This window comes from Pseudogemmobacter sp. TB195, assembly GCF_058313095.1.
The window spans coordinates 152232-168650 of record NZ_JBZEGG010000008.1; the positions used below are offsets into that span (position 1 = coordinate 152232).

Consider the following 16419-nt stretch of genomic DNA (forward strand, 5'->3'; position numbering starts at 1 on the left):
AATGGAAATCTCGCAGTCAGGTCGCCCTGCCCGGCCCATTGCCGCCTCGGCGCGCGGCGGCTTTGTCACGGTGTCCGGGTCGCTGATCTGCGCCTTCGCCGATCTGGACCCCGCGCTGATCCTGGTTTTTGCCGATGATCAGGACCTGGTCACCCCGCTGACCGGCGCGCTGCATGACGCTTTCGGCACCGGCTGCAAGGTTCTCGGCTGTTCTTCGGCCGGCGGCTTCTGCTTTGATGGCTATCAGGAAGACAGCGTTGTCGCGATAGCCTTCCCCGCCAGCAGTTTCCGCGCCGAAGCGGTCTGTCTGCGCGGGCTGCGCCAGCATGTGACGCTGGACTGGATGGTTTCGCTGCGCGGGCTGATGGAGAAATCACGCGGACATGCCGGGAAATCGCGCTTCGGGCTTTTGCTGATCGACGGCTCCAGCGGCTGTGAAGAACTGGTCACCACGACGGTGGATGCGTCGCTGCCGGATCTGATGGTGCTGGGAGGCTCGGCCGGGGACGGGTTGCGGTTCGAACAGACAAGGCTGGCAATGGATGGTGTGGAATACGCCGAAAGCGCGCTGTTTTGCGTGATAAACACCGATTTCGACGTGAAAGAGGTAATTTTTGATCATTTCGTGCCGGTCGGCAACCGTATGGTTGTCACCTCTGCCGATCCGGAAACCCGGCTGATCCATGAGATCAACGCCGAACCCGCGGCCGAGGAATATGCAAGACTGATCGATGTGCGGGTGGATGAACTGGGACCAAGCGCTTTTGCCGAGAACCCGCTCCTGGAATGTGCCGGTGGGCGCCATTATGTCCGCGCGATCAGCGGCGTAACCCCGAATGGCGATCTGGCGCTGATGTGCTCGATCGAGCCGGGGGCGATTCTGACGCTGGGGCGCTCGGAAAGCCTGACCGAAGGGTTGCGGCGGCAGATGGAACAGATCGGCCCCGCCGAACTGGTGCTGGGGTTTGACTGCATCCTGAGGCGCATTGCGGTTGAACGGGCCGGTGAGCAGGAGACTGTCGGCAAGCTCTGTCGTGATTTTCGCGTGGCGGGCTTTAACACCTATGGCGAGCAGCATGGCGGCATTCATGTGAACCAGACCTTTGTCGGCCTCGCGATTCTCGATGACAGCGCCAGCAGGGGTATGGGCAGCATTGATGTTGCGTGAGACGGACAGCCCCGGCCAGAAGATCGCCAAGCTGACGCGGATCAATGAGGTGCTGATCCGCCGGCTTGAAAGCATCAGCCAGAAGCGCGGCCCCGCCTATGCGCTGTCGCGCGCGGCCGAGGTGCTGGAGCGCGAAGTGGTGGCGCGCAACCTGGATCTTGAAACCGCGCTGGCTGAACTTGCGCTGATCAATACTGAACTGGCCACCGCGCGCGAGGTCGCCGACCAGGCCAATCGCGCGAAATCGCGCTTTCTGCGGGCGGCCAGCCATGACCTTTTGCAACCCCTCAGCGCCGCCAAGCTGTTTCTCGCGCATCTGCGCGAAGTCTCGGGCGATGCGCTGCAACGCGACCTTGTCTCGCATCTGACGGCCACCATCGATTCCGCCGAAGAGCTGATCCGTGCCCTGTTGCAGATCGCCAAGCTCGACAGTCGCAGCTTTCAGACCAATCTTGCGCCGGTGGCGATGGGGCGGTTGTTTCGCCGCCTGATCATCGACACCCAGCCTGTGGCCAGCGCGCGCCGGATCGACCTGCGTTTTGTCGGGTCAAAGGCCACTGTGCTGAGCGATGGGGTCTATCTGCGCCAGATCGCGCAGAACCTGATCACGAATGCGCTGAAATATACCACCGGGCGCAAGGTGCTGGTCGGGCTGCGCCATGAGCGGGACAGCGAGGTGGGGCCTGCGGTCTGGCTTGAGGTGCTGGACCAGGGGCCGGGCATCGCACCCGCCGATCAGACCCGTATTTTCAATGAATTTGAACGGCTCTCGCTGGAAACGCAGCCCGGCACCGGTCTGGGCCTATCCATCGTGCAGCGCGCCTGTGATCAGCTTGGCCACCGGCTCGAGCTGATCTCACATCCGGGGCTCGGCTCGCGCTTTCGCGTCAGGCTTCCGCTGGTCCAGACCCCGTCTTTGCCAGTGATGCCCGAAGAGGCGCCCGATCTGCCGCGCCCCGTTCTGACAGGGCGCCGGGTGTTGCTGATCGAGAACGACCAGACCATGCGTCATGCGATGCAATACCTGCTGGAAAGCTGGGGCATGATTGCCTGGCCTGTCGCGGGAAGCGAAGAGGCGGTGCAGGTGGCGATGCTTGCCGCGCCCGACCTCATCCTCTCGGATTACCGGCTCGATGGCGAAGATACCGGGGTGGCGGCGATCCGGCGCCTCTCGCAAGAGCTGGGTCTGGCACCGCCTGCGCTGATTGTAAGCGCCGAACCCGCCGATATGATCCGCAGGAAGATCGGCGAGCCGGCGCTGGAAATACTGGAAAAACCTGTCGCCGCCGAAGATCTGAACCGCGCCATTCGGCACTCCCTCGGGCTGACATGAGGGCCCGGCGCTGGTTGCGTCCCGGTCTGAGGCCCCGGCTGTGGACAGCCGCAACCCTGCTGGCCGGGCTGACGATGCTGTCGGCGGGGCTCGCGGTTTACGGCCTGTCGCGCACCCAGTCCTATGCGCATGAGGCGATGGCGGCGCAAAGCCGGATCGAGGCCTATGGTGTGTTTTCGGCGCGGGTGAATGACTGGATGATCAGCTGGCTCACGCGGCCGGAGACACCGCCCGATCCCGCCACGGTTCTGGCGACAATAGATCAGCTGGACCGGCTGGTCGCCGAGGATGTCGCCGGCGCCGCAACATCGGAACAACAGGCACAGCGCGCGCGGCAAAGCATGACCCCGGCGCGGCTGCGCGGCTTTTTTGGCCAGCTGGAAAAGACGCTGGCGCAATCCGGTCCGGGCACGCCCCAGGGGGATGCGGCGATTGCCTTCTATATGGCGCAGGCCCCCGAGGCGGTGGGCGGCCAGATCACCCAGGAAACCCGTCGCCGCGAGAACGCCCTGCTGGCGATGGACCGGCTGCAAAACAGCCTGCGGATCTTTGCCCTTGCGGCGGGGCTTGCGGCGCCCCTTGTGCTGGCGGCGCTTTATCTTCTGGTGCTGCGCCCGCTTTTTGGCCGGCTCGAGCGTGTCACCGCCTCGGCGGAAAGCCTCGCAAGCGGCCAGTTCCCGCGCGGCGCCGGCGGGCATGATGAACTTGGGCTGATGCTGGCGCGGTTGCGGCAGATGGCGCGCAGGCTTGACCGCAGGCGCGCCGGGCTGGAGCGCGACAGCCAGCGCCTTGAGGGCATCATCGCCGGGCGCACCGCCGATCTCTCCGCTGCGAATGAGCGGCTGGCGCAGACCGATACCGACCGCCGCCGTCTGTTCGCAGATGTCGGCCACGAGCTGCGCACGCCGCTGACCGTTATCATGGGCGAGGCAGAGCTTGGCGCCCGCCATTCCGATCCGCTTGTGCGCGCGGCCTTTCAGACGATTATGGCGCGCGGCCAGCGTCTTAACCGCCGGATCGAGGATATCTTGCGCATCGCGCGGTCTGACTCCGGTCAGCTGGAGCTTTGCCGCGACAGGGTCGCGCTGGATCAGGCGATCAGTGCAGCGCTGGCGGATACCGCACCTTTGCTGCGCCGCGCCGGAGTGAGCGTCAGAACTGAGGTGGCAGAAATCCATCTCTGCGCCGATTCCGACTGGGTGCGCCAGGTCTTTGCCGGCCTCTTCGAGAATGCCTCGAAATATGCCGGGCGCGGCGCTGAGGTGGCGGTGACCGCCAGCGCAGGGGATGGGATTGCCCGGATCGTGATCACCGATACCGGGCCAGGCCTCGCCCCCGGCTTGCGCGATCAGGTGTTTCGCCGCTTTGTCCGCAGCGGAAATGCCCCGGGCTTTGGTGTCGGACTTGCCCTTGCAGCCTGGGTCGTGGAAGCTTCGGGTGGAAGCATGGGCCTGTTGCCCGAAGATCGGTCCGAAGCCGGTTCTGCGGAGGGGCCGCAAGATCGCCGGGGGCTTGGATTGCAGATCGGGCTGCCGCTTTGGGAGGAGAGGTAATGGCGCATATTCTGGTGGTTGAGGACGACCCTGACATCGCCTCGCTGCTGTCGCGCGGGCTGGAAGCGGCCGGCCATCAGGTCGAATGGGCCGAGACGGCCGGGGCAGCCGCGGATTTCGTGGAAACACGCGGTTGCGATGCCGCGATTATCGATATGATGCTGGGCGGCGACAGCGGTGCCGAATTGCTGGCGGGGATGCGGGCGCGGGGTAAGCGCATGCCCGCGATCATCCTGTCTGCCCTGAACCGGATCGAGGATCGCACCGAGGGCCTCGAGGCTGGCGCCCAGGACTATGTTGTGAAACCCTTTCAGCTCTCGGAACTGCTGGCACGGCTCGAGGTGCAGCTGCGCCGTTCGGCGCCGCGCATTGCGCCGGTGACGCTGGCCGATCTGACCTATGACGCCACATCGCGCATGGTGACCGGCGCGGCGCGGCCGCAGATGATGACCGAACGCGAGGGCGAATTGCTGGCCTATCTGCTGCAACGGCCCGGGGTTCTGTTGACACGGGGCGAGCTGTTTGACGCGCTCTGGGCGCAGCATGGCGGCTCGACCGAGAATGTGGTCGATGTCTATCTGGGCTATCTGCGGCGCAAACTGGGTAATTTCACCCCCTATGGGCTCAGCCTGAAAACCCTGCGCAGCCGCGGCTTCATGCTGACGGCCCAGGGGGATGAGCCATGAAACGCCTCGCTCTGGTTCTGGCGCTGTGCCTCAGTGGGGCGGCTTCGGCGGGGCCGCTCTCGGATCTGATCATGGCGGAGGGCGTCTTTGCTGATGCCGGGGCCGACGACGTGCTGCAATACAGTCTCAGCCGTAATGGGCCAGGCGATGCGGCCCCGACACTATCGGCGCTGCGCCTTCTGGTGATGGAAGATAAGGGTACGAAATTTCTGCTGCTCGACCAGGAAGCCGGCGGCACGCGCAGCGAGATTGCCCGGTTTCCCGCCGCCAGCGCCAATCCGCTTTTGTTGTATTTCCTGGAAAATATCGTCCGCGATATGAGCCAGGCGACCGGGGGCAACCCTTTCTATATCCGCAACCGCATCCGCGCCGCGCTGATCGCCGCAGAGGCCGCGCCCGAAGCTGATGCTCGCATCACCGTGACGCTGGAGCCTTTCGCGGCAGATCCGAACCGGGACCGTCTGGGCCCCTTTGCCGGATTGCGGCTGCAGGTTTCCTTTGACCCTGCAGAGCCCGGTCGCCTCCTCAGCCTTAAGGCGGATACCGGAGCCGGGCCGGGTGGCTATAGTGAAGAGATGATCCTGACCGGGGGGGAATGATGCACCGCCGCCTTGTAACCGCTGCTTTTTTGCCGCTGCTGTTTGCCGGCCCCACAGCCGCAGAGACGCTGGCCAATGATTATCCGACCGAGGCGCGGGCGGAATATGTCTTCACCTGCATGACGGTGAACGGCCAGACCCAGGATATGCTACGCCGCTGCTCCTGCTCGATTGATACGATTGCCTCGATCCTGCCCTATGACAATTTCGTCTCTGCCGAGACGGTGCTGCGGATGCGGATCGGCGGCGGCGAGCGGATGGCTTTGTTTCGCGGCAGCCCGACGATGCAGGCGGTGGCCGCCGATCTGCGCCGCGCCCAGGCCGAGGCCGAGATGGTCTGTTTCTGAGCCGGACGGCGCAGCCGCCGGGCGGGTGATCAGACCGCGCCGGGCGCCAGTTTGCGATAGATGAAAGCCGGCGGCGGCGCGCTGGTTTCCAGCGCGATCATCTCATCAATTCTGGCCCGGAAGGGCGAAAGACGGCATACCGGGTCTGTCGCGCGCGGGTCGCCGGTCAGCGCCATGGCCTGACAGCGGCAGCCGCCATAATCAACCTCCCGCCGGTCGCAGCTCTGACAGGGTTCGGGGAGCCAGTCTGTGCCTCTGAAGGCCGAAAAGGCAGGACCTTGCCAGATCTCTGCCAGGGGCGCGCTGCGCACATTCTGGAACACGAGCCCCGGGATGATTTCGGCGGCATGGCAGGGCAGAACCTTGCCATCAGGGGCGATATTAAGCCCGGTCGTGCCCCAGCCATTCATGCAGGCTTTTGGAAAATCGGCAAAATAATCGGGTGGCACAAAATCAATCGCCAGGGACCCTGCATAGGTCCTGCGGGCTTCGGCCACCACCCGCTTGGCCTCATCGACCTGATCGCGGGTCGGTTGCAAACCGGCGCGGTTTTTCAGCGCCCAGCCCTGGAACTGCACGCAAGCCACTTCGATCCGGCGGGCGCCCAGCTCGGCTGCCAGCGCGATGGTGGCAGGCAGATCACTCAGATTATGCCGGTGCATCACTGCATTGATGGTCAGCGGAAATCCCAGCCGGGCTATTTCGGCGGCGGTCTGCATCTTGCGGGCAAAGCCGCCCTTATAACCGCCAACGAAATCCGCCACCTCGGGCGTGGTGCCCTGCAGCGAAAGCTGGATATGATCAAGGCCGGCCCGGTCCAGCGCCTCGAGCCTTGCAGGCGTCAGCCCGATGCCCGAAGTGATGAGATTGGTGTAAAGCCCCGCCGCCCGTGCCGCTGCCACCAGGTCGACCAGATCGGGGCGCGACGCAGGCTCGCCCCCGGAAAGATGCAGCTGCAAGACACCAATTGCGGCAGCTTCCTGAAACACCCGCGACCATTCGGTGCTTGTCAGCTCGCCCTGGCGCTGCACCATATCGAGCGGGTTCGAGCAATAGGGACAGGAGAGTGGGCAGCGATGGGTCAGCTCGGCCAGCATCGCCATTGGCGGAGCCTGCTGCGAGGATGGCCGGGGGGGGGCGCTGTCTCTCATGACAGATCGACCAGCCGCCGGACCGCGAGGCCCTGCAAGAATTCGATCACATCGGCCTCGATCATGTCGCGCGGCGCAGCATAGCGCCGGGCCAGATCTTCCGATATCGCGGCGATATCGCGGGCGCCGTCCACCTCTTCAAGCACCGCCTTGCCAATCGGGTCCAGCATCAGCGCGATCTCGGGGCCAAGCAGCACCGGTGTCTCACGCACCGCATCAAAATGCAGCCGCACCCCGCGCGGCAGGCAGGGGCGATCCGATGCAGTGACCGCGGCGCTGGTCATCGCATCAGCCCCTGATCCGGGCGCCATGCGCCGGGCGGGATCGGCCCTGGCGCGACATAGGCGCCGTAAAGCGCGTCGAGCTGGGCCCAGAGCACATCGGTTTTGAATTCCAGCGCCGCGACGGCCATATCCTCCTGCTCACGCGTTTTCGCCTGATCCAACACCCAGGCGAGGCCGAATGCCACATCCTTTGGCGCCTCCTTCAGCCGGTGCTGAAAGTAAGAAATCGTGTCCGGATTGGCGAAAGCATAGTGCCGCAGCAGGCCCGCAATGCGTTCTTCATGGATCGCCGGGGCGAAAAGCTCGGTCAGGCTGGCGGCGACGGCCTGCAACAAGGGCTGCTCGCGGACATATCTGACATAGGCATCAACCGCGAAACGGGTGGCCGGCAGGACACCCTCGCAGGACGCCACATAAGCGGGGTCAAGCCCGACCCCTTCGGCGAGGCGCAGCCAGCGACTGATCCCCCCCGGCTGGCCGTCGCTGCCATCGTGATCTTCGATCCGCGCGCGCCAGGCCCGGCGCAGGCCCGGCTCCTCTACCCGGCTCATAAAGGCCGCATCTTTCATCGGGATCCGCGACTGGTAGTAATAGCGGTTCACGACCCAGGCCCGGACCTGGTCAATCGTGCAGCCTCCCGAATGCAGCAACCGGTGAAACGGGTGTTTGTCATGATAGCGCAGAACCCCGACCTGGCGCAGCCGTGCCTCAAGCGCGGCCTTGCGATCCTCGGGGGTGATGGCGGGGGCAGCAGCGCTCACAGCAATATCTCCTGTCCGTCGCGGGCGATCTCCCAGCCCGCCGCCCCGACCCGGGCGCGTTCCTGTGAGCCGGGCCGCAGCACGGGATTGGTATTGTTGATATGGATATAGACGCGCCGCGCGAGGTTCAGCCCGTCAAAGGCGGCGAGACTGCCATCCGGCCCGGCCATCGCGATATGACCCATCCGCCCGCCCGTCTTCACGCCGGTGCCGGTCCTGGTCATTTCATCATCGCTCCAGACAGTGCCATCGAACAGGAGGAGGTCCGCGCCCCCGACCCGGTCGCGCAAATCCGGTGTCACCGCCGCGCAGCCTGGAATGTAAAACATCACCCGCCCGCCGCAGTCGATCCGCAGTCCGATGGTCTGGTCGCCCAGGAGATCGGTCTTCACCTCGCCCTCCTCCAAAAACAGCGGCACCTTGCCCGGGACAGCAAAAGCGGTCAGCCGAAGCCCGGCAAGCGGCTCAAAGGGGTCATCAGGCCGGATCGCCTGCCTGCCCACCAAAGCGGGGTTGAGCACGCGAAAGACCGGCTGCTCAAGGATCGCAAGCGTCGCGGCTGTCGCATGGATCTGAAAGGGGGTGCTTTCGCGCAGGGTCAGCAGCCCGGCGATATGGTCGATATCGCCATTGGTCAGCACGACCGCGCGAACCGGACTGCCGCGCCGGGACGGCGGATGCAGCCCCGAGAGGCGCAGCTGCTCGCGGATATCTGGCGAGGCATTCAGCACCACCCAGTCGCGGCCATCAGCAGATACCGCAACTGAACTCTGGCTCATACCAGCGATTTCGCCCGAGCGCGCATCAGCGCAATTCCGGCACCCGCAATTCCATTGGGGCAGGCCACCGCCGGCGGCTGCCCCAAGTATCTTTACATGCATTCCGGGCGAATCAGATCAGGTCACGGCCGCCGCGATCGTCTTCCGACGGACCGTACATGTTGATTTCCATACCGCATTTCACTTCAAGAGCCTTCGGTTTCGACCAGGTCATGGCAGTTCCTCCTTTGCCTCATAGCAAGAGCTTACGCCCGTGACGTCACTTGGCAATACAACTTTAGTTTCCCCTCAGCGCAGCCGGGCAGACTGCGCCTGCCCCGGCTAGGGCTGCGTCCGCCGCGCGACCGGCTTTGCCTGACGTTTCAGGCCAAGCCGCGCCATCCTGCGATGCACCGTCGCCCGGTCAACCTGCAGCAAAGCGGCGACCGCAGAAATATTCCAGCCATTCTCGGCCAGGAGATGACGGAGCATCGCAGCCGAGCCTGGACCGGCATCGCTGCCCTGCCCGCGCATATGGGCGGGAAAATGCGCTGCCCCGATCAACAGCTTGTCCGACGCCAGCCCGCCCGCTGCCGCGACTGTTCGGGCAAGCGCTTCCATCTCATGCAGATTGCCCTCCCATTTATGGCCCGTCAGCAACGCGGCCGCCGGAAGGTCAAAGGCCACGCCGGATCCGAGCGCGGCTGCAAACACCTTGCAGGCTATCGCTATGATATCCTGGCGCCCGGCAAGGCCTGGCAGCACCAGCCGCGTTGCCGCCAGCCGGTGATGAAACTCCTCACGCGGGGCGCCATTGGCGGTAAGCCCCCGGCTGGTGACGATGATGCGCGCGCTCGACTCACGCTCCCGCATTGCGCCAAGGGGACGAAAGCGGCGCGTGACCAGCAGGCTCGCCAGCCTTGCCTGAAGCGCAGCGGGCAGTTGTTCCGGATTGTCGAGCACCAATGTGCCATGATCCGCCGCGCTGATCAGACCGGGTTCATAGCCGCGCAGATCGCCGCGCCCGAACAGCACCGCGGCCTCTTCGCCGGTGAGCGTCTCACAGGCCACGGTGATCAGCGGCCCGCGCCGGCCGCCGGCATGAATAGCGCGCGCCAGTGCCGATTTGCCGCTGCCGCAGGGCCCCTCGATCAGCATCGGCATATCGCTGCGCGCAAGGACCATCGCCTGCCCGACCACCTCCTGCATCACCGGGTCAGTGCCTGCAAGCTCGCTGAGTTCGGCCGTCAGACGGGGCGCCGGAACGGCGCGCGTGACCGGCGCGCGACGCGGTTCGATTGCATGGGCAAAGAGGCGGTAGCCGTCGCGGGTTTCAATCAGCCGGTCGCGGGCCTCATGCTGGCGCGTCAGCTGTTCCAGGCCGGAGCAATCGAGATTGAAAATCTCTTCAATGGGACGGCCAATCAGCGATGCGCCGCGCCGCCAGTCCGCGCCAAGGCTGCGCGCCATCAGCCGGGCGGCGCCGTTGGTCATGCCGATCACCCTGCCCCCTTCGTCAAGACGCAGCGCCGCTTCGGGATCGACATCCAGAAAATCCGGGCTGCCGGCCAGACGCAAAACCCAGTCAGTGCGGCTTTCCGCCATGATATTCGCCATCTCGATCCGCCGCGCGGTCTGGCGCACCAGGTTAAGCGCAAGACTCTGGCTGGTGCGGATCAGCGGCGAGGAAAGCAGCGAGATATCAAGAACCGCCGCCAGCTGCCCCGCCGTGTCATAGATCGGCGCGGCAGTGCAGGACAGTCCGGTATGGCTGATATCGAAATGATCGCTCTGATGAATGATCAGCGGCTCGCCGGTCTCGATACAGGCGCCAAGCGCGCAGGTGCCGGCGCGGGCCTCGGACCATTCCGCGCCGAGATACAGCCCGGACCGGCGCAGCGCATCTTTCTGCGTCCCCTCCCCCAGATATTCGACGGTCACACCGGCGGCATCCGCAAGCAGCAGCACATAATTCTGCCCGGCGACCAGTTTATAAAGATCATCGATACCAGAGCGCGCAATCCGGATCAGATCTTCTGAGCGCTGGCGGTGCTGGCGCAGGGCGGCATCCGGCAGGATATAGGCTTCGCCCCGCATGGCAGGATCAAGCCCGTGCTTTTTCAGGCATCGCAGCCAGCTTTGCACCACCACTGGATCGCGGGTCTCGCTGCCATGATGCGAGGCGGTCTCGATCTCGCGGATATGCTCGATATCGGTCTGCATTCTGTTCCCCACCAGGGCTGTGACCGCAGGCGCCTGCAGGCCGCACCCCTGTGATCCTGGCATAAATCTCCTGCGCCGTTAACCAGGCCGTCTGTGCGGCGCAGCATCCTGCCGCAGTGCCGCGAAGCTGTTGCAGCCCGATGCAACACTGTGCGCTGACCGCGCCACAGTGCCCCCCGGCAAGCCGTTGGAATCGTTGATCCGCGAGAAATGCGTTCGCGCTGAACCGGCGGCAGGTCAGGCTGTTGGCACATTGGAGGAGACCGAGAATGAAAGCCTTGCGCTTCCATGCCGCCCCGCAGCTTCCGGTCACGGAAACCGGGGCGATTCCCGCATCGAAGCTGCGGATCGTTCTGACCTGATCCGATCCCGGCAGGCAGGGGTTGGGAGGCCCCGGTCAACCGGATGTCACAAAAGCACCATGGGAGGAGAAACCATGCTTGATACGATCAAAGAAGGCGCGCTTGCCGCGCTGGTTGCCGATCTGGAACGCGCGCTGGTGGCGCAGGATGCCGAGGCGGTGGCCGGGCTGTTCCTGGAGACCGGCTTCTGGCGCGACCTTGCGACCTTTACCTGGAACCTGAAAACCTGCGAGGGCCGGGCTGAGATCGCGCAAATGGCCCGGGCGCAGCTGCCGCATGTCAGGCCGTCGCTGCTGCGCCTCGACCCGGCAGAGCGTGTATCAGAGGCGGATGGCGTCACCGAGGGCTGGCTGCTGATCGAGACCGCCGCCGGCAGAGGCCAGGGCTATATCCGCATGAAAGAGGGTAAGATCTGGACGCTTCTGACCACGCTGCATGAGCTGAAAGGCCATGAGGAACCGAGGAAACTGCGCCGTCCGATGGGGGCGGAACATGGCCATGACCCGGCGCGCAAAACCTGGAAGGAAAAGCAGCTTGATGAGGCGGCGCGGCTTGGCTTCGAGGATCAGCCCTATGTGCTGGTGATCGGCGGCGGTCAGGGGGGCATCGCGCTTGGCGCGCGGCTGCGGCAGCTTTCCGTCCCGACCATCGTGATCGACAAACACCCGCGCCCCGGCGATCAGTGGCGCAACCGCTACAAATCGCTCTGCCTGCATGACCCGGTCTGGTATGACCACCTGCCCTATATCCCCTTCCCCGACACCTGGCCGGTCTTCGCGCCCAAGGACAAGGTCGGCGACTGGCTGGAGATGTATACGAAGGTGATGGAGCTGAATTACTGGTCGTCCACCACCGCAACCTCGGCGAAATATGACGAGGCGAAAGGCGAATGGGAGGTGGTTGTCCATCGCGACGGGCGCGATATCACCCTGCGCCCGAAGCAGCTGGTTCTGGCGACCGGCATGTCCGGCAAGGCCAATGTGCCGGTGATCCCGGGCCAGGATGGGTTCCAGGGCGAGCAGCAGCATTCCAGCCAGCACCCCGGCCCCGATGCCTATAAAGGCAAGCGCGTTGTGGTGATCGGCGCCAATAATTCGGCGCATGACATCTGTGCAGCACTGTGGGAGGGCGGCGCCGATGTGACGATGGTGCAGCGCTCTTCCACCCATATCGTCAAATCGGAAAGCCTGATGGAGGTCTGTCTGGGCGGGCTTTATTCCGAGGCGGCGGTGGCCAACGGCATCACCCATGACAAGGCGGATATGATCTTCGCCTCAGTGCCCTATAAGATCATGGCCGATTTCCATGTGCCGCAATATGACGAGATCAAGGTCCGTGATGCCGCCTTCTATGCGGCGCTGGAAAAAGCCGGGTTCATGCTTGATTTCGGCGATGATGAAAGCGGGCTCTTCATGAAATACCTGCGCCGGGGGTCGGGCTATTACATCGACGTGGGCGCCTGCGATCTGATCATCGATGGCTCGATCAGGCTGCAATCCGGCAAAGGGATCAGCCATTTGTCTGAAACTGCCGTGGTGCTGGACGACGGCACCGAATTGCCCGCCGATCTGGTGGTCTATGCCACCGGCTATGGCTCGATGAATGGCTGGGCGGCAGATCTCATCAGCCAGGAGGTGGCGGATAAGGTTGGCAAATGCTGGGGGCTGGGATCCGAGACCACCAAAGATCCTGGGCCATGGGAGGGTGAGCAACGCAATATGTGGAAGCCCACCATGCAGGAAGGGCTCTGGTTCCACGGCGGCAACCTGCATCAGTCGCGCCACTATTCGCGCTATCTCGCGCTGCAACTGAAAGCGCGTCAGGCCGGGCTTGAGACGCCGGTCTGGGGGCTGGAAGCGCCGCATCATCTGCGCTGAAGCCAGGCACGGGCCGCTTTGCCACAGGCGAGGCGGCCCGTTGATCCTCCGGCCCTTCTGATCCGCCAGCCAGGGCAAAGGTTTCCGGCAGTTGCGGCGTCCTGTCTGCCTCTCGCCACCCCGGTGGAATATCAGGACTGGCGCGATCAGGTGCAGGCGGCGGCAATTGCCTTGCAACAGGAAAACCGGCGCGCAGAATGTGAGATCCCTTATGCGGTGCCCGCCTCGGTTGATGATCTGCCGATCGGTGAGGATACCGCTGCGCGTGAGGCCCAGCGGATCGGCTTTCAGGACGGGATGCCGCGCCGAGGGGCTGAGCAAACTGCTTCAAGCCTCGGGTGCCACGGTGCCGGCTGCGGCCATGTTCCAGATGGACGGCGCATTCATCTAAAATCAGTCGCTGGATATTTCGCGGCTGGCGGATCACCCAGGCCCGGTCATTGCTGGCCGCCCGGTTCAACAGGTTCGGGTCGGTGCGGAATTAGGCGGACGGGAAATCCGCGCCCGGATCATCCTGCGCCAGCGGGTCGCCCGTCCGCCTTCAGAACCTTAACAACGCGCAAAAATGGTTGATCCGCGCCGCGAGCAGCAGCGGGCGCAGTTTGGTCCGGTCGGCAAATTCGATATCCGCCCCCCGCGCCAGCACGAGGTCGACCGATTTGTCGCGCCGTGCCAACTGCGCGTTGAACAGTGGTGGCCTCGCCATCCGATCGGGCCGGATATTTGGATTGCCACCACGAAGACCGCGCCGGCTCATTTCCCCAATCGCTTTAAGGTGTGGGGCTTTTGGCGACGAAGCTGCGGAACTCTTCCGTAAGGCGGTCGACCATATCCATGCTGCGATTGGTCTCATCGGCAAGCGCCACCATGATCCCGATCGATTGCCTCCGGGAGCAGTCTTGCGGCTCCCCGACACTGCGCCGCGCCACGCCGTCCGCAATCGCGCTTTGCAGCTCGGCGTCAAAAACATCGGGCATCGCTTCGGCGCGCGCCAGATCGACACGGCTGCGGCCGCCATGGCATTTTGTGGCATAGGCATTGTGCAGCCGGGCTGAGCTGATGATCTCTGCCTTTCTGTGGGCGAGTGTGCTGCGGTAATTCGCCTCTGTTTCAGGAACGAGGTAGATCCGGTCCGCCTCGGCAAGGCCGTTGTATTCGGTGGGTGGCAGATCGCGGTCCGGCATCACCCAGTCCAGCGGATCGATGCGCAGAAGGTCGGCCGAACTGGCCAGCTGCAGCACACAGACCAGCACGGCCAGAGCTGCCAGCAGCTTGCGCGCCATCTGTCCCGCGCCCTTTTCCGTGATGACGGCAACCGCCAGTCCAATCCCGATCAGTGCAAGCACGATGCCACCAAGGTTAAAGCGGCTGTCAGACACCGTCTCGCCATTCACCACCACCGTGCTGGTGCTGCCGATGAACAGAAAGAACGGCAGAAGCCCCAGGATAAGGGCGATAAGGGGTTTCAGAAAACGTTGCATGGATAACCTCTGGCCCGTGGCCTCTGCGGTGGTTTCGATATGGAGGAGAGCGCGGCGGCGCCCGGGCGATTGCCCCTTCAGAGACAGATCCCGCTGAACCTGTCCCTAAGGTGTCCGCGCGCGGAATGCGATGAAAAGCCGGTCCGGTTCAGGATCAGCGCCCCCGCTGTCAGCTGCGCCGGCACCCGCCTCGCGGATTGCGACGGGCTGCAGCCCGGTCACGCGGTCAAAGAGCAAAACTGCGGATCATTCTTCTTCCTCCAGCCACCAGGCCTCGCCGCCGATCAGCAATGTGTCGGGCAAATCAGCATCGGCAGAAGCCGGCCGCGCCACAAACTGGCGGATCTCACCCCCGGGCGTCCCGAGGATCAGTGCGAAATCCTCAAAACGATAGGTCGAGGTCACGGGGGTATCCGATGATCCGCTGGTGATCAGATAGCCGGTGCCGACATTGCCGGCGACAAAGCCGCTGCGGCGGTGGATCACCGTGCCATCAGAGGAGAAGGCATAGCTGCGGTCGGTGCGTGTGCCGCCCATGCCGATCTGACGGTAATAGTAGCGTGCGTCGGGGCGGAAATCGGACCCCGGCGACACCAGCTCCTGCGCGTCTGTCAGATCGCGGGTCGAGCCGTCAGCCGCAGTCAGTGTGAACCCCTCCCCCGCCGCCTCCCAGTGGAACCAGAGCGCACTTTCGCGGGCCTTCGATACGGCGACATTCAGGTCGGCAAAGGGAAAGGACCAGTCGTGACGATAGGCGCTGCCATCGGGCAGCAAGAGCCAGATGGCTTCGCGGCGGTCGGTATAGCTGTTGCCGAACCCGTCGAGGCGGAAATCAAAATCGGCCTCATAAAGGACATGTGCTATATCGCCACTGGCGATGCCAGCGCCCGGTCCGGCATAGACCTCTTCCGCCGCCGGCGGGCGCGGCATGAGACCGATGCTGTCATCACCGCTCGCCCGTGGGGCGCGCATCCCGGAAGGCGCACCGGCACGACAGCGCTCAAGCATGATCACCCCGCCATCGGCGCTGCCAGTCACCGACCGCAGCTTGCCGGACACCACCGCATCCTGCCCGTCCAGTTCCAAAAACAGCGCCTCGGACGTCTCGTTGTCAAAACTGCGACAGCGCAGCGCGAACCGCGATTGCAGATCGCCCTTCCATTCACGGATCTCGTCATCACCGATCACCCGGCCCGAGACCATCAGCACCGGATGCGCGCCGAGCCAGGCCTCGCCCTCGGCGGCCCGCGCCATGCGCAGATCGCGGCTGAGGGCGGCGCCTCCCGCACTGCCAATCGTCGCCATCACCGCCTCCAGCCGGGCCGAGAGCAGACCAAGCGGCAGGATCTCCGCCTCGGCCATCAGCGGATGCGGGCTGGCCGGCGGCGGCGGCACCTTGATATCGAAATGACGCAGGCTGCGTTTCAGCTGTTGCAGCGCGCGCCCGGGTTCATGGTTATCCGCCAGCCGCCCGGCCAGCTGGTCGCAGCGTGCCGGATCCGCCGCCAGCTCCGCCATGGCAGCCTCGCTGATGGCTTGATCTGCCTTTTCGAGTTGCACGGCGATGCCGGGGGCAGCCTCGCTGAGAGCCGCAATCGCGCGCATAGCCTCGGCCATGTCATGGCGGTGATACCAGGCGTTGAAACTGTCCTGAAACATGCTCGCCCGGTCAGGAAACGTGGCGCGGCAGCTCTCATATTCGGCGCGTGCATGATAGAGCGGCGTGACCAGTGCCCCGAAGGCATCGTTCAGATCAGACAGCTCATCCGCCGCAGCGGCGGTGGCCATTGTCAGGGCGGTGGCAAGGATCAAAAGCGGAGCACGCATCACATCCCC

General features: G+C 64.4%; 16 protein-coding genes. 7 read left to right on the forward strand and 9 right to left on the reverse strand.

Annotation, left to right across the window (positions count from 1 at the left end):
• Nucleotide 1: 1 nt before the first annotated feature.
• The 6 genes from AC4FS3_RS10350 to AC4FS3_RS10375 are packed head-to-tail and all read left to right on the forward strand — an operon-like array spanning nucleotide 2 to nucleotide 5686.
• Nucleotides 2–1168, forward strand: a complete 1167-nt coding sequence (locus AC4FS3_RS10350) for an FIST N-terminal domain-containing protein (RefSeq protein WP_491020502.1) — start codon at nucleotides 2–4, stop codon at nucleotides 1166–1168.
• A complete protein-coding gene (locus AC4FS3_RS10355; protein WP_491020503.1) occupies nucleotides 1158–2501 on the forward strand; it encodes an ATP-binding response regulator in 1344 nt (447 codons plus the stop codon). The genes AC4FS3_RS10350 and AC4FS3_RS10355 overlap by 11 nt, the downstream gene beginning before the upstream one ends.
• 14 nt (nucleotides 2502–2515) lie before the next feature.
• Complete coding sequence (locus AC4FS3_RS10360) at nucleotides 2516–4054, forward strand: sensor histidine kinase (RefSeq protein WP_491020504.1); 1539 nt, start codon at nucleotides 2516–2518, stop codon at nucleotides 4052–4054.
• On the forward strand, nucleotides 4054–4740 hold the full coding sequence (locus tag AC4FS3_RS10365) for a response regulator transcription factor (RefSeq protein ID WP_491020505.1): 687 nt from the start codon (nucleotides 4054–4056) through the stop codon (nucleotides 4738–4740). Before AC4FS3_RS10360 ends, AC4FS3_RS10365 begins: the two co-directional genes overlap by 1 nt.
• Nucleotides 4737–5339 (forward strand): hypothetical protein, encoded by a 603-nt coding sequence (locus AC4FS3_RS10370; protein WP_491020506.1) that lies wholly within the window; start codon nucleotides 4737–4739, stop codon nucleotides 5337–5339. Before AC4FS3_RS10365 ends, AC4FS3_RS10370 begins: the two co-directional genes overlap by 4 nt.
• Entirely contained in the window at nucleotides 5339–5686 is a 348-nt protein-coding gene (locus tag AC4FS3_RS10375) for a hypothetical protein (RefSeq protein WP_491020507.1), read from the forward strand. The genes AC4FS3_RS10370 and AC4FS3_RS10375 overlap by 1 nt, the downstream gene beginning before the upstream one ends.
• A gap of 29 nt (nucleotides 5687–5715) precedes the next feature.
• Here the strand turns inward: AC4FS3_RS10375 and pqqE are convergent, their stop codons facing one another.
• From pqqE to AC4FS3_RS10405, 6 genes are all read right to left on the reverse strand, one after another.
• Nucleotides 5716–6789, reverse strand: a complete 1074-nt coding sequence (pqqE, locus tag AC4FS3_RS10380) for a pyrroloquinoline quinone biosynthesis protein PqqE (protein ID WP_491020508.1) — start codon at nucleotides 6787–6789, stop codon at nucleotides 5716–5718.
• A 44-nt stretch (nucleotides 6790–6833) separates the two neighbouring features.
• Nucleotides 6834–7121, reverse strand: a complete 288-nt coding sequence (pqqD, locus tag AC4FS3_RS10385; protein ID WP_283179704.1) for a pyrroloquinoline quinone biosynthesis peptide chaperone PqqD — start codon at nucleotides 7119–7121, stop codon at nucleotides 6834–6836.
• Complete coding sequence (pqqC, locus tag AC4FS3_RS10390) at nucleotides 7118–7882, reverse strand: pyrroloquinoline-quinone synthase PqqC (protein ID WP_283179705.1); 765 nt, start codon at nucleotides 7880–7882, stop codon at nucleotides 7118–7120. The genes pqqD and pqqC overlap by 4 nt, the downstream gene beginning before the upstream one ends.
• Nucleotides 7879–8763: a pyrroloquinoline quinone biosynthesis protein PqqB gene (gene pqqB, locus AC4FS3_RS10395; protein WP_491020509.1), complete on the reverse strand. Its 885-nt coding sequence runs from the start codon at nucleotides 8761–8763 to the stop codon at nucleotides 7879–7881. Before pqqB ends, pqqC begins: the two co-directional genes overlap by 4 nt.
• A gap of 10 nt (nucleotides 8764–8773) precedes the next feature.
• Nucleotides 8774–8875 (reverse strand): pyrroloquinoline quinone precursor peptide PqqA, encoded by a 102-nt coding sequence (pqqA, locus tag AC4FS3_RS10400; RefSeq protein ID WP_092903718.1) that lies wholly within the window; start codon nucleotides 8873–8875, stop codon nucleotides 8774–8776.
• A 107-nt stretch (nucleotides 8876–8982) separates the two neighbouring features.
• Nucleotides 8983–10863, reverse strand: coding sequence for a sigma-54-dependent Fis family transcriptional regulator (locus AC4FS3_RS10405; protein WP_491020510.1), 1881 nt, complete (start codon nucleotides 10861–10863; stop codon nucleotides 8983–8985).
• A 436-nt stretch (nucleotides 10864–11299) separates the two neighbouring features.
• On the opposite strand from AC4FS3_RS10405, the gene AC4FS3_RS10410 reads away from it, so the two are divergent.
• Entirely contained in the window at nucleotides 11300–13102 is a 1803-nt protein-coding gene (locus AC4FS3_RS10410) for an NAD(P)/FAD-dependent oxidoreductase (RefSeq protein WP_491020511.1), read from the forward strand.
• A gap of 541 nt (nucleotides 13103–13643) precedes the next feature.
• Here the strand turns inward: AC4FS3_RS10410 and AC4FS3_RS10415 are convergent.
• The 3 genes from AC4FS3_RS10415 to AC4FS3_RS10425 form a co-directional block, all read right to left on the reverse strand.
• Nucleotides 13644–13859, reverse strand: a complete 216-nt coding sequence (locus tag AC4FS3_RS10415; protein WP_491020512.1) for a hypothetical protein — start codon at nucleotides 13857–13859, stop codon at nucleotides 13644–13646.
• 13 nt (nucleotides 13860–13872) lie between these two features.
• On the reverse strand, nucleotides 13873–14583 hold the full coding sequence (locus AC4FS3_RS10420; protein ID WP_491020513.1) for a hypothetical protein: 711 nt from the start codon (nucleotides 14581–14583) through the stop codon (nucleotides 13873–13875).
• Nucleotides 14584–14829: 246 nt separating this feature from the next.
• A complete protein-coding gene (locus AC4FS3_RS10425; protein WP_491020514.1) occupies nucleotides 14830–16410 on the reverse strand; it encodes a hypothetical protein in 1581 nt (526 codons plus the stop codon).
• Nucleotides 16411–16419: the final 9 nt, after the last annotated feature.